Source organism: Nisaea sp., from assembly GCF_965216895.1.
Lineage (GTDB): Bacteria > Pseudomonadota > Alphaproteobacteria > Thalassobaculales > Thalassobaculaceae > Nisaea.
On record NZ_OZ244205.1, the window covers coordinates 303387 to 316272 of the forward strand.

General features: G+C 65.3%; 11 protein-coding genes. 7 read left to right on the forward strand and 4 right to left on the reverse strand.

Annotated elements, in window-relative coordinates; all coding sequences use genetic code 11:
• Window positions 1–22 precede the first annotated feature (22 nt).
• Window positions 23–448: a DUF1810 domain-containing protein gene (locus tag ACOOE1_RS01360; protein WP_420404549.1), complete on the forward strand. Its 426-nt coding sequence runs from the start codon at window positions 23–25 to the stop codon at window positions 446–448.
• Here the strand turns inward: ACOOE1_RS01360 and ACOOE1_RS01365 are convergent.
• Complete coding sequence (locus tag ACOOE1_RS01365; RefSeq protein ID WP_420404550.1) at window positions 443–1894, reverse strand: L-lactate permease; 1452 nt, start codon at window positions 1892–1894, stop codon at window positions 443–445. The genes ACOOE1_RS01360 and ACOOE1_RS01365 overlap by 6 nt on opposite strands.
• 98 nt (window positions 1895–1992) lie before the next feature.
• Here ACOOE1_RS01365 and ACOOE1_RS01370 point away from each other — a divergent pair, with 98 nt between their 5' ends.
• Both ACOOE1_RS01370 and ACOOE1_RS01375 read left to right on the forward strand, forming a co-directional pair.
• Window positions 1993–2901, forward strand: a complete 909-nt coding sequence (locus ACOOE1_RS01370; RefSeq protein WP_420404551.1) for an AraC family transcriptional regulator — start codon at window positions 1993–1995, stop codon at window positions 2899–2901.
• Window positions 2902–2906: 5 nt separating this feature from the next.
• Window positions 2907–3872, forward strand: a complete 966-nt coding sequence (locus ACOOE1_RS01375) for a C45 family autoproteolytic acyltransferase/hydolase (protein WP_420404552.1) — start codon at window positions 2907–2909, stop codon at window positions 3870–3872.
• A 99-nt stretch (window positions 3873–3971) separates the two neighbouring features.
• On the opposite strand, the gene ACOOE1_RS01380 is transcribed toward ACOOE1_RS01375, so the two are convergent.
• Together ACOOE1_RS01380 and ggt are read right to left on the reverse strand one after the other, a co-directional pair.
• Entirely contained in the window at window positions 3972–4937 is a 966-nt protein-coding gene (locus ACOOE1_RS01380; protein WP_420404553.1) for a Gfo/Idh/MocA family protein, read from the reverse strand.
• Window positions 4938–4965: 28 nt separating this feature from the next.
• The gene (ggt, locus tag ACOOE1_RS01385) at window positions 4966–6549 is read right to left on the reverse strand and encodes a gamma-glutamyltransferase (protein ID WP_420404554.1); all 1584 of its coding nucleotides are present in this window, start codon (window positions 6547–6549) and stop codon (window positions 4966–4968) included.
• 183 nt (window positions 6550–6732) lie between these two features.
• On the opposite strand from ggt, the gene ACOOE1_RS01390 reads away from it, so the two are divergent.
• The 4 genes from ACOOE1_RS01390 (at window position 6733) to ACOOE1_RS01405 (ending at window position 11940) form a co-directional block, all read left to right on the forward strand.
• A complete protein-coding gene (locus ACOOE1_RS01390) occupies window positions 6733–7617 on the forward strand; it encodes a 3-keto-5-aminohexanoate cleavage protein (protein ID WP_420404555.1) in 885 nt (294 codons plus the stop codon).
• A 14-nt stretch (window positions 7618–7631) separates the two neighbouring features.
• Window positions 7632–8393: an SDR family NAD(P)-dependent oxidoreductase gene (locus ACOOE1_RS01395; RefSeq protein WP_420404556.1), complete on the forward strand. Its 762-nt coding sequence runs from the start codon at window positions 7632–7634 to the stop codon at window positions 8391–8393.
• Window positions 8394–8418: 25 nt separating this feature from the next.
• A complete protein-coding gene (locus ACOOE1_RS01400) occupies window positions 8419–9423 on the forward strand; it encodes a zinc-dependent alcohol dehydrogenase family protein (protein WP_420404557.1) in 1005 nt (334 codons plus the stop codon).
• An 87-nt stretch (window positions 9424–9510) separates the two neighbouring features.
• Window positions 9511–11940, forward strand: coding sequence for a hypothetical protein (locus ACOOE1_RS01405; RefSeq protein ID WP_420404558.1), 2430 nt, complete (start codon window positions 9511–9513; stop codon window positions 11938–11940).
• Between the two features lie 53 nt (window positions 11941–11993).
• Here the strand turns inward: ACOOE1_RS01405 and ACOOE1_RS01410 are convergent, their stop codons facing one another.
• Window positions 11994–12779, reverse strand: a complete 786-nt coding sequence (locus ACOOE1_RS01410; protein WP_420404559.1) for an enoyl-CoA hydratase-related protein — start codon at window positions 12777–12779, stop codon at window positions 11994–11996.
• Window positions 12780–12886: the final 107 nt, after the last annotated feature.

The following is a 12886-nucleotide window of genomic DNA, read 5'->3' on the forward strand; positions in this document are numbered from 1 at the left end:
GGGCGGTGTGAGGAGCGAAAGCGTGACCGGCGATGATCTGATGAAGTTCGTCGAGGCTCAGGAGCGCGACTATGAACGCGCCCTCGGAGAGCTCCGCGCCGGCCACAAGACAAGCCACTGGATCTGGTATGTGCTCCCGCAGCTCCGAGAACTGGGGCGCAGCCAGCGTGCGATCCATTACGGCATCACGGGGCGGGAGCAGGCGCAGCGCTATCTGCAAGATCCGGTTCTCGGCCCGCGTCTCAAGACTTGCGTCGAGGCGATGCTGGACCACGAGGAAAAGACCGCCCGTGAAATCCTCGGCTCGCCGGACGATCTGAAGTTCCGCTCATGCCTCACATTGTTCGAGGCCGCCGCCGGGGAAGGGGAAGAGAAGGGCCTGTTTGCCCGCGCACTCGATGTCTTCTACGCGGGCGACCGGGACCGCAGGACGCTTGATCTTCTATAGCAACGCCAGCATCGGCAGCATCAGCAGCAGGCCCGCGACGCCGATGGCGAGGGCGGGGCGCATCAGCCGGGTCTCTTCCCCGGAGAGCCCGGAAACCGCCGCGGCAAGCACGATCCGGCCGGGCGAAGCTAGGGTGATGTTCGCCCCCGCGGCGTTCTGCGCCGCCGCGACCAGCACCGGATCGAGCCCGAGGCGAGTTGCGACCGTGCTCTGGAACGCCATGAAGATGGCGTTGGAGCCGGCATTGCTCGCGGTAAGGAAGCCGCCAAGCGCGCCGACGCCGGGGACGGCGAAGAGATAGGCGGCCCCGGCGCCGGCCGCGACCGTCTCTGCCAGATTGTCCGTCATGCCGGCATGCAGCATCACATGTCCGAAACAAATGAAGCCGGCGACGGAGAGGCTGGCCGTCATCCATTGCCGGAGCGCGTTCGGCAGCAGGATCCGTACTTCGTTCGCGGGAATGCGGAGACACGCGATCCCGGTGGCTGCCGCGAGCAGCATCCAGAAGCCCGGATGATGCACCAGCGACAGCGAAAAGTGGTGGGAAGGAATTTCGAGCAGCAGCGTGTTGCTCGTCCACCGTTCGATTTCCGGGACAAGCCGGGTCAGGCTGAGCGTGCCCATCAGCACGAAGAGCGGCAGAGCCGCCGTGGCGAGGCCGTCGCTGTCCGCCCGCGTTCCGGTCCTGAGGCGTGCGATCAGCAGGCCGGCGAGCGTGACGCCGAGTCCGGCGATACATCCAGCCAGCTCGACGCTGACCCAGGCGCTGCCGGCCCAAAGCAGGGCCGCGAGCAGGGCGCTGTAGCCTGCCGCCGCAATCAGATGAGCCGGGGGGCCCAGGCTCTCTTCGGCGAAATGCAGTGTGGCGAAGGCGCAGAGCAGAATGAAGGGCAGGCAGAGCCAGACCGCTTCGAGGGCGGTTTCGGAAACAGAAAGGTCCGAGAGATCGGCGCCGAGCACGGTGCCGATGGCGAGCGCGCCCCAGGGCACGGCACATTGACCGACCAGAGCCATCAGGGCGGCGCGCACCGGGCTGTAGCCAAGGGCGATCAGCAACGGGACGGTGACGATGATACCGACGCCGAAGCCGGTCGCGCTCTCGAAGAAGACAGAGACGCCGAGCACGAGGACGAGGACGCGCTGTGCCGGATCGGGGATCGCTTCCGCCGCCGCCTTGCCGAGCCGTTCCAGCGCGCCGCCGGTCCTGAGCACCCAGTAGAGCGTGACCCCGCCAAGCAGTACGTAGGCGACTGTCGCGGTCGTCAGCAGGCCGTCAATGATGGCGGCGAGAATGCCGTCCCAGGGTAGCGCGAAGTGCGGACTGATCGCCGCAATCAGAGAGGCAGCGGCTAGTCCGAGCCCACCCGCGCGCATGGCTGACTGGCGTGCGAGCAGGATGGCGAGGGTCGCTAGGATGAGCGGCGTAGCAGCGAGGAGGGTGGACATGTGACCGTCTTGGAAGGAGATGCGGCAGGTCGCCGTCGGCGATCATAACCGCAAGATCCGTCGGGCGGCGAGGGCGAAGCGATGGCATGCTCTTTCCCATGAGAAAGCAGACCAAGGCCTCCTATGCGGAACGGATCGGCCGCGTGCTGAAGCAGGTCGCGGAGAATGTCGACGCACCCCTGCCGCTCGCGGTGCTGGCGGAGACCGCCGCGCTCTCGCCGTTCCATTTCCATCGTGTCTATCGCGGCATCGTCGGGGAGACGGTGCAGGAGACCCGGCGCCGGGTGCGTATGATGCGGGCGGGACACGCGCTCCGCTCCGGCGACAAGAGCGTGACCGTGATCGCGTTCGAGGCCGGTTACGAAAGCCCCGAGGGGTTCGCGCGAGCCTTCAGGCAGGGCTTCGGGCAGTCGCCGAGCGCATATCGGAAAGCGAATGCGGCGACGCCGTTTCGGCCGACCAATATCAAGGTCCACTACCGCCCGGAAACCGGAAAGATCCGCCTCATCGCGGACAGGAAGGAGCACGGCATGCAGGTCGAGATTCGAACTATCGAGGCTCAGCCGATGGTCGCATTGCGGCATCTCGGCCCCTATCACAAGGTAGGCCGCGCCTTCACGGCGCTGAAAGGATGGCTTTCCGAGCAGGGATTGGAGGAGGCCGTCACGGGCAGCTACGGGCTCTCCTATGACGACCCGGAAAGCGTGCCGGCGGCGGAACTGCGCTACGATGCCTGCGCGACCTTGCTAGCGGGCGCGGAGCTGCCGCAGAACCTGCCGGACGGCATGCGCCTCGAAGCGTTGCCCGCAGGCCGCTATGCCTGCGCGCTGCTCGAAGGTTCCTATACCGGCATGCAGGACACTTTCCAGCGCCTGTTCGGGCTTTGGTTGCCGGAAAGCGGGGAGGAGCTGGACGAGCGAGCTTGTATGGATTGGTACCTGGACGACCCAATGGAGGTCGCGGAAGCCGATCTCCGGACCCTGGTCTGCATTCCGTTGAAGGGGTGAGCGAGATGGAAAAGCTGTTTCGTGCGGTCGATGAGCCGGTGCCGGGACCATTCGCACGCCGGGCGATCGAGGAGAGCCGGGAGTTCGCCCGGGGTTGGTACGCGAGGGCCGAGCGCATACCGGACCCGGACGCATGCCGCCGCCGCGTCGCGCAGGATATGCCGGAAATGTTGCCGGTCTTCGATGACCTGGCCGAGTTCGCGGGTGACGACGCGGCGATGGTGGCCGCTCTTGCCGGCATTGATCCGCCGCCCCTGATCCCGGCGGGCTGCACGGTTCGTGCCTTGTCGCGCCCTCTAGCGACCCTGCTCAGGAACTACGATTTCCACCCCGATGCGACCTCCGGTGTCATCCTCCGCACCAACTGGGCCGGAACGGGGGTGCTCGGCATGGGGGAGGGGGTAAGCGGCCTGCTCGACGGGGTGAACGAACATGGCCTGGCGGCCGCGATGACCTTCGGCGGCCGTCATGTCTACGGGTCCGGTTTCGGCATCATTCTGATTGTCCGCTATCTGCTGCAGGTCGCGCGTGATCTGAAGGATGCTGCGGAGGTGTTGGCAAGGTTGCCTTGTGCGTGGGCGCACAACGTGGTCGTACAGGATCCGACAGGAAAGGCAATCCGCGCAGAACTGGCTCCGGACCGTGCGCCCTCGATTGTCGAGGTGGATGCCGCGACGAACCACCAGGCGAACGTGGTTCCGGCGGAAAGCTCGCGCTGGCGCTTCGAGACGGCCGGCGGACTCCCGGACGATGCGGACATGGCGCGGACCATATTCTCCCGGGGGAGGCTCTGCCTTGACGATTTCGAGGGCTGGCTCGGCACGCTCTACACTGCGGAATACCGCCCGCCCGACGGCTCCGTCCGGTTTCACTGGGGGGCGGACAGCTGGGAGCAGTCGCTCGACCGGTTCGAAGAGGGGACTCGCCGCGTCGCCTACCGGGTCGGTGCGGCTCCGCAGATCGTTGCGTAGGCGCATTTGAGGCCAACCGACAGCGCCGTTGCGATCGACAGCAGCGCGTTCTCCGTTTCTCGCTCCTGGCAGTCGAAGTGCCGGGAGCGAGAGCAGGCGTCAGTTGGCGAGAATGCCCTCGACCAGCTTCTGCACCGAGAGCGCGTCGGCGGCCGACGGCATGGTATGCGGCGTGCCGTCCATCCAGCGCGCGACATTGTCGATCTGGCGCGGAACGGAGACCGAACGCGGATCCTCCGGCAGTTCCATCGCCAGCTCCCAGGCTCCGCCCGTGGTCTGTTCGAGGATGTAGAAGCCGCTGAGCCGGTAGCTCTTTTTGGTGCCGTAGAAAGTGCCCTCGATACGGTCCGGTCCGACGCCGCCCACCGCGGCGCTGTAGCTCACAGGGACGCCGCCGCATTCCAGCATGGCGTGGACATGGGTCTCGCAAAGCTTCGGGTCGGCCTGGTAGGTCGGCTTGCTCCAGAGCAGTTTGGCGCGGCCGAGGAAGCGTTCGGTGATGTAGAGATAGTGGGAGGTCACCTCGCGGGTGTAGCCGCCCTGATCGCGGAAGCGCAGCCAATCGGCATCGGCCTGCCAGTCGCGCGGCCATTGCGAGAAATGCATGACCAGTTCGGCGCCGACGATCTCGCCCATCTCGCCGCTCTTCATCGCCGCCTCGATGATCTCGACTCCTTCGAGCGAGGCTTGCGAGAAGTTGACGACGTTCGGAATCTTGGTTTCTTCCAGACGACGGACCATTGCCTCGCTCTCAGGCACGGAGATGCCGAGCGGCTTCTCGCAATAGACCGGTTTGCCCGCATCCATCGCGAGGTCGGCGTAGTGCTTGTGGAAGGCAGGCGGGCAGGCGATGTAGACCAGCTCCGTCTCCGGTGCGGCGATCATCGCCTCGGCGCTGTCCCAGATCTTCACGTCCGGAAACTCGGCCTTCGCAGTGGCGACGGACTCCGCAGACGGATCCCAGGCGCCGATAACGGTGAACCGCTCATGCGGGATCATGTACTGGATCATGCGGCGGCCCATGATGCCGAGGCCGACGACGACGAGATTGTAGCTCTTGCTCATGCTTTTCGGGTCTTTCGCTGGGTGTCGGTCAGTAGCCGGAGGCGTGGCCGTCCTTGCGCGGGTCGGAACCCGCCTGTAGCACGCCGGTCTCCGGGTCGCGCCAGACGCACTGGCTGCCGCCGATCGGCTTTTCCACCCGGTCCAGCTTGTGGCCCTTGGCTTCGAGCGCGGCATAGGTCGCTTCCTCGAAGGCGCACTCGACCTGCAGGATACCTTCGGTCGCGAAGCTGCGCGGCGCATCCATCGCCTCCTGGACGTCATGGCCGAGGTCGACGACGTTGGAAATGAAATTGGCCTGGCCGGTGGATTGGTACTGGCCGCCCATGACGCCGAACGGGGCGACCGGGGTGCCGCCCTTGAAGACGAAGCCCGGGATGATCGTGTGCATCGGTCGCTTGCGCGGCTCGATGCAGTTCGGGTGGCCCTCCTTGACGTGGAAGCTGTTGCCGCGGCTGTGCAGCATGACGCCGGATTTCGGCGCCATGATCATGCTGCCGAAGCCGGAGAAGAGCGAGTTGATGAAAGAGATCGCGTTGCCCTGCGCGTCGATGCAGGAGAGGTAGATCGTGTCGCGATGCACCGGGAAGTCGCTGTCCTCGAAGTTGCCGGCCTTGTTCATGTCGACCATGGCGCGCATCTGGGCCGTATGCTCCGCGCCCAGCATCCAGTCGATCGGGACGTCGGCGAACTTCGGATCGGCAACATAGGCATCGCGCTGGTTGTAGCCGATCTTGGTCGCTTCCGCGATCAGGTGGACCCGGTCGGCCTCGCTCATGGACGCGATGTCGAAACCGGAGAGAATGTTCATGATCATCAGCGCGCAGACGCCCTGGCCGTTCGGCGGGCACTCGTAGATGTCATAGCCGCGATAGTCGGACTTGATCGGCTCGACATATTCCGCGTCAGCCGCCGCGAAATCGTCCATCGTGTGCAGCCCGCCGAGCGCGTTCAGCTTCGCCACCATGTCCTCGGCAACCTCGCCCGTGTAGAAGGCGTCGCGGCCGCCGGCGGCGATCTTCTTCAGGGTCTCGGCGAGTTCGGGCTGCCGGTGGATGCTGCCTGCTCTCGGAGCCTTGCCGTCGACCAACATGATCCGGGCGGTGTCCGGGTCGGCGCTGAGCTCCTCGACCTCGCCCTCCCAGTCGAAGGCGACGCGGGAATGTACGACATATCCCTGCTCGGCATAGTCGATGGCCGGTGCAAGAATCTCGGCAAAGCTCTTGGAGCCGTGGTCCTCGATCAGCTTCGACCAGGCCGCGATGGCGCCGGGTACGGTCACCGCATGCGGGCTATGCAGCGGGATCTCGTCCTTGATGCCGAGTTCATTCAATTTCGCCAGCGTCGCAGCCTTGGGCGCCTTGCCGGAGCCGTTAAGCGCGATTGGCTTGCCGGCGCCCTTCGGAGCGTAGAGCGCGAAACAGTCGCCGCCGATTCCGGTCATGGCCGGCTCGACAACGCACATCACGGCGCAGGCCGCGATGGCCGCGTCGACAGCGTTGCCACCGGATTTCAGGATCGAGAGGCCGGCTGCCGTCGCAAGCGGATGACTGGTCGCGATCGCGGCATTGCGCGCATAAACGGGAGAGCGGCCGGGGAGCTGAAGGTTTCTCATGATCTCAGGACTCGTCTTGTCGGAGCGCATTCGTGCGCGGGCGGGGGGAAATCCATGCTCGAACCGGCGTGGACACCGGAAAGTGGCCTTCCCTAAGATGCGGCGCCTTTAGAGACAAGCGCCGTGGAACATCTTTCCACAATTCGGAAGGCGCAACCAGATGGCAGCTGACTGGGGAGCGAAATGAGTCAGAAAACCGTTATCACCTGTGCCCTTACGGGCAGTGCGGATACCGCCGGCAAGAGCAAGGCCGTGCCGGTCACGCCGAAGCAGATCGCCGATGCCGCGATCGATGCACGCAAGGCCGGCGCTGCCGTCGTTCATATCCATGTCCGCGACCCGGAGACCGGCAAAGCGAGCATGGACCTCGAACTCTACCGCGAGACCGTCGGGCGGATCCGCGACAGTGGCTCGGACGTCGTCATCAATCTGACGACCGGGCCCGGCGGCAGCTTCATTCCGGGCGATGTCGAGCCCATTGCCTTCGACACGGGCACCAACATGAAAACGCCGGACGTCCGCATGCAGCACATCGCGGATCTGCTGCCGGATATCTGCACCCTCGACGTCGCGACGCTGAATTTCGGTGAGCGCGCCATGGTCAATGTGCCGAAGCATCTGCGCGCCATGGCCGACCGGGCGACAGAGCTCGGTGTGAAGCCGGAGCTGGAGGTGTTCGACAGCGGCCATGTGCTGCTGGCGAAGCAGCTGATCAAGGAGGGTCATCTCGAATCTCCCGCCCTGTTCCAGCTCTGCCTCGGCATTCCCTGGGGGGCGCCGGCGACGCCGGAAGGCATGGCTTTCCTGAAGAGCCTCTTGCCCGAGGATGCGATCTGGTCCGGCTTCGGGATCTCGCGCACCGAGTTCCCGATGGTGGCGCAGGCGGCCATGCTCGGCGGCCATACCCGGGTCGGGCTGGAAGACAATCTCTACATGGCCCGCGGCGAGCTCGCGAAGAACAACGGACAACTCGTCGAGCGCGCGGTGCAGATCATCGAGAGCATCGGCGGCGAGGTTGCGGATCCGAGCGAGGCGCGTGCCGCCTTCAAGCTCGGCGCGAACGCCTGAACGGGGAGCGGAACATGCTGAAGGCCGATCTGAGCGGAAAGAAGGCCCTGGTGACCGGCGGTGCGTCGGGCATCGGCCGGGCGACGGCGAAGCTGCTGGCCGAATGCGGCGCCGAGGTCGCGGTCAATCACCTGCCGGACGACGTTCGCGGCGAGGAGACGGTGGCGGCTTTCCGCCAGGCCGGACTCTCGGCGCAGGCGATCGCCGGTAACGTCGCCGACCCGGAGGATGCCGACCGCATGGTGGCGGACGCGATCGACGCGCTCGGCGGGCTCGACATCCTGATCAACAATGCGGGAACCCCGGTCTCCAATGAACCGATTCCGTTCGAGGATCTGGAGGCGATGACGGAGGAGTTCTGGTCGCAGATCCTGCACACCAACCTGCTTGGCCCGTTCCGCTGTGCCCGCGCCGCGCGTCCGGCCCTGACGGAGAGCCGGGGCTGTATTGTCAACACGGCCTCCATCGCGGCCTTCGGCGGGATCGGCAGCTCGATCGCCTATGCCGCCTCCAAGGGCGCGCTGATGAACCTGACCAAGAACCTGGCGAAAGCCATGGCGCCGGAGGTCAGGGTCAACGCGGTGGCGCCTGGCCTGGTGCGGACACCCTGGACGGATGTCTGGCCGCAGTCACGCAAGGACACCTCTGTTGCCAATTCGCTCCTGAAGCGCATGGTGGAGCCCGAGAATATCGCCGAGACCATGCTGTTCTTCTGCGCCAACGACGCGATCACCGGTCAGACCCTGCTGATCGATTGCGGTCGCTTCGGCGCCTGAGGCAAGACTGACGGGGAGAGTTGCGATGAAAGCCTACGAGATCGTCTCCGACGGCGGCATTGATGCGCTGGCGCTGAACGAGCGGCCCGACCCGAAGCCGGGCCCGGGCGAGGTGCTGGTGCGGGTCCGCGCCTCCTCGATCAATTACCGGGACCTCTCGACAATCGAGGATCCGGTGCCGCGGAACATTCCCTATCCGCGCATCCCGAATTCCGACGGGGCCGGGGACGTGGTCGAGGTCGGCGCCGGCGTTACCCGCTGGAAGACTGGCGACAAGGTGTGCGGCTGCTTCTTCCAGGGCTGGCAGGACGGCGACATCACACCGGAGATCATGGGCCGCGCGCTCGGCGGCACCGTCGACGGCATGCTGGCGGAATATGTCGTGCTGCGCGAGGACGGGCTCGTCGCCATGCCGGCGCATCTCTCCTACGAGGAAGCGGCGACGCTACCCTGCGCCGCGCTGACCGCCTGGGTCAGCCTGGTCGAGAAAGGCAAGGTGAAGGCCGGCGAGACGGTTCTGCTGCTCGGCACCGGCGGGGTCTCGGTCTTCGCGCTGCAATTCTGCAAGCTGATGGGCGTGCGGACGATCTGCACCTCTTCCAGCGACGAGAAGATCGCGCGCCTGAAGCAGATGGGCGCGGACGAAGTGATCAACTACCGCACGCATCCCGAGTGGCAGGAGAGGGTTCTTGACCTGACCGGCGGGCGCGGGGTCGATCACACCGTCGAGGTCGGCGGCGCCGGAACGCTCGAGCGCTCTATTGCCGCGACCCGCGTCACCGGTAGCATCGGCCTGATCGGCGTGCTCACGGGCGGTACGGTCAATCCGGTAATGATCATGCGCAAGTCCATTCGGCTGCAGGGGATCTATGTCGGATCCCGGCGGGTCTTCGAGGACATGAACGCGGCGATTTCGCAGCACGGTCTGAAGCCGGTGATCAGCGAGACCTACGATTTCGCCGACGCACGCCAGGCCTTTCACGCGATGCGCGCGGCCGGTCATTTCGGCAAACTTGTCGTCCGTCTCTAGTTTCCCGCGCCAGAACGGCGATTTGCAATTTTAAATTGCATATTGCGTTACTCTTCTCCATCCTCGCGGAGGGCGTGGAGACGAGCAATGACGGAAGACGCGACCTTCAGGCCGATCGGATCGCGCACCAAGGACGAGATCCGCGGCGAGAATTTCTGTGAAAGCGAAATCTATCTGCTGGAACGGGCCCGGCTTTCGGCCCGGCGCCGGAAATTCGGTGGCGGTGATGCGGACCGGTTCACCGGGCTCGCCATTTCCGGCGGCGGCATCCGCTCCGCGACCTTCGCGCTCGGGCTGCTGCAATCGCTCGCGCGCCACGATCTGCTGAAGGGTTTCGATTACCTCTCCACGGTCTCCGGCGGCGGCTATGTCGGTTCCTGCCTCAGCTGGCTGCTCGGCAGGAATTACGAGAAGTATCGCGCCGAGGCGGGTGCCGGCAGCGGCCCCTACGGCCTCGGCTCCGCGGATTTTCCCTTTGGTACCGCGCCGCCGAAGGATCGCGCCAACCCGGCGCACTGGGACGGCATGCTGCGCTACCTGCGCGAGCATGCGGAATATCTGGCGCCCAACAACGACATCTCTTTGCTCTCCGGCGTCGCCGTCGTGGTCCGGGGGATTCTTCTGAACCTGCTGGTCTGGGTGCCGGTGTTCATGGCGATATTCCTGATCTCCATGCTGGGGGTCCGGGCGCCCGGATGGCCGGATCTCCGGGCGACTGTGATGGAGGGTGTGTCGACTGATCCGCACATGCCGGAGGCGGCGGCGACTCTTCTGAGACCGGGATTCCTCAACCTGCATGAGATCGTCCTGATCGCCGGCCTCTCGGGCCTTGTCTTTTTCTCGGTGGTTTCGCTGGTCTATTCCGTCGGCACCTTCTTCATCACCCGCCGGCACGACGCCGACTGGTCCTATGGTCAGCGGCGGTTGTTCGAGAGCTCGGGCAAGTGGATTCTTCCTCTGAGCGTTCTGGCTCTTGCTGTCGGCGCCCTGCCTTACATGGCCGCGGTGCTGCACAACGCGCTCGGGAGTGTCGGCGGGGCGGGCGCGGGGGCGATGGCCACCGGCATGGTCAGTGCTCTGGTCTCTGCGAAAAAGACACAGCTCCCCCTGGTCAGGAATGCGATTCTTCCCGCGATGGCGCTGCTGGTGCTCGCCGGCTTTCTGGTGCTGACCTGTACCCTTGCACTGGTCGTGCGGGAAAGCGGCAACGTCATCGCCGTCTCCGATTCCGACGGACACTGGATCGCCCAGCTCGGGATTGGCAATGTCGTCTTTCTCGGCTTCCTCGCGGTCGCGCTGCTCAGCGGTTATCTGGTCAATGCGAACTATATCTCGCTGCACCGCTTCTACCGCGACCGCCTGATGGAAGCCTTCATGCCGATGCCCGGTTCGATTTCCGGCAACCGGGTCGACAGGGCGACCGGTGCCAATATCGAGGAACTGCGGATGATCTCCGATCCGGAGACCGGAGCACCCTATCACCTGGTCAATACCAACCTGATCCTGACGGAATCCGGGAACAGCCTCTACCGCCGGCGCGGCGGTGACAATTTCGTCATGTCGCGGCTCTATTGCGGCGGCGATGCCGGAGGCTACCAGCCGACCGTCAAGTTTTCCGGCGGCGACATGACGCTCGCGACCGCGATGACGATCTCGGGCGCCGCGGCGAACCCGAATGCCGGCTGGGCCGGAACCGGGGCGACGCGGATGCGCTCGGTCTCCTGGCTGATGAGCCTGCTGAACATCCGGCTCGGCTATTTCGTGCGCAACCGGAATGCACCCAAATTCCTCTGGTACAGCGGCAAGCCGAGCCATTTCGACGTCATGGCCTCGTCGATCGGTCTGTCCCCGTTGTCGGAAAAGGGGAAATGGTTCCAGCTCAGCGACGGCGGGCATTTCGAGAATCTCGCGGTCTACGAACTGATCCGCCGGCGCTGCCGTCTCATCCTGGTGTCTGACGCCGGAGCCGATCCGGATTTCCGGTTCGGCGATCTGCAGAACACGGTGCGCCGGGTGAGCCAGGATTTCGGCGTCAGCGTCGATTTCGGCAAGCCGTTCTACGATCGCGACACGTATGTGAAGGCCTTCGAGACGGAGGACGGATCCGGCAAGCCCGAACTCGGAGAAAGCCAGGTCTACGACCATTGGCGCAACCGCGTCTCCAGCCTCGTGCCGCGCCGCGAGACCGGCTTTCCCGTCAACGGCACGGCGGCGGATCACGGTTACATCATTGGCCGGATCAGATATCCCGCGTTCGGGAACGAGGTGCCGGAAGAGGAGGGCGTCATCGTCTATGTGAAGGCGGTGATGCTGGACGGGCTCAGCCTCGAGACGCGGGGCTACAAGACCGATCATCCCGCCTTTCCGCACGAGCCGACCTCGGATCAGTTTTTCGATCCGGGGCAGTTCGAGGCCTATCGGGAATTGGGCAATGCGATCGGAGAGGATATGATCAGGGGCGCGCGCCTCAGGACATTGCTATCGCGCGCCTGGGGAGCGGCGGACGACGGTGCGTAACCTCCCGCCGCCGCCATCCTCCGCTCCCTCTGGAGGGATGGTCCCTCGCTGTCCTACTCGCCCTTGAAATCCGGCCGGCGCTTTTCGATGAAGGCATGCATGCCCTCGCTCTGGTCGGCGGTGGCGAAGAGGCCCTGGAACATCGCCCGCTCCAGCGCCATGCCGGTCTCAAGCGAGGCGTCCTGGCCGCGGAGGATCGCCGACTTGATCTGCTGCACGGCGATCGGCGGCATGCGGGAGATGTCCTTCGCCATCTTGTAGGCGGTCTCGAACACCTCGGTGTCCGGCACGACCTGGCTGGCGATGCCGATGGCATAGGCTTCCCGGCCGTTGATCGGCCGGCCGGTCAGGCAGAGCCGCATCGCCTGGAACTTGCCGACCGCGCGGGTCAGGCGCTGGGTGCCGCCGGCGCCGGGCATGATGCCGACCCGGACTTCCGGCTGGCCGACCTGTGCGTTCTCGCCGATCACGATGATGTCGGAATGCATGGCGAGTTCGAGGCCGCCGCCGAGGGCGTAGCCGTTGATCGCCGCGATCACCGGCTTCGGGTAGTCGGCGACCGCCTGCCAGAGCCGCTCGGTCTTGCGCTGGAACATCTCGACCGTGGTGCGGTCCGCCATGTCTTTCAGGTCGGCGCCGGCGGCGAAGGCCTTCTCGTCGCCGGTCAGCACGACCGCCAGCACATCGTCGTCTTCCGTCAGCTCCCGGAAGATGCGGGCCAGCTCCTGGCGCACTTCGAGGTTTAGCGCGTTCAGCGCGTCCGGGCGGTTGATGCGGACGATGGCGATGCGGTCGTTCTCTTCGCGCTCGCGCGGGTGATCGAGGATGACGACGGACACGGTTTGCTCCCTTGGTTTCGGCGCCGCTCCGGAGGAGGGTGGAACGGCAAGATTATGCTTCCCGACTGGAAATTGACCGGGATATTAGGCTGTGCATACTGCAGGCG

Excerpts from the sequence above, each read along its gene's own strand:
- ACOOE1_RS01365 (WP_420404550.1), bottom strand. The coding sequence starts at position 1,894 with ATGTCCACCCTCCTCGCTGCTACGCCGCTCATCCTAGCGACCCTCGCC.
- ACOOE1_RS01370 (WP_420404551.1), top strand. The coding sequence starts at position 1,993 with ATGAGAAAGCAGACCAAGGCCTCCTATGCGGAACGGATCGGCCGCGTG.
- ACOOE1_RS01375 (WP_420404552.1), top strand. The coding sequence starts at position 2,907 with ATGGAAAAGCTGTTTCGTGCGGTCGATGAGCCGGTGCCGGGACCATTC.
- ACOOE1_RS01380 (WP_420404553.1), bottom strand. The coding sequence starts at position 4,937 with ATGAGCAAGAGCTACAATCTCGTCGTCGTCGGCCTCGGCATCATGGGC.
- ggt (WP_420404554.1), bottom strand. The coding sequence starts at position 6,549 with ATGAGAAACCTTCAGCTCCCCGGCCGCTCTCCCGTTTATGCGCGCAAT.
- ACOOE1_RS01390 (WP_420404555.1), top strand. The coding sequence starts at position 6,733 with ATGAGTCAGAAAACCGTTATCACCTGTGCCCTTACGGGCAGTGCGGAT.
- ACOOE1_RS01395 (WP_420404556.1), top strand. The coding sequence starts at position 7,632 with ATGCTGAAGGCCGATCTGAGCGGAAAGAAGGCCCTGGTGACCGGCGGT.
- ACOOE1_RS01400 (WP_420404557.1), top strand. The coding sequence starts at position 8,419 with ATGAAAGCCTACGAGATCGTCTCCGACGGCGGCATTGATGCGCTGGCG.
- ACOOE1_RS01405 (WP_420404558.1), top strand. The coding sequence starts at position 9,511 with ATGACGGAAGACGCGACCTTCAGGCCGATCGGATCGCGCACCAAGGAC.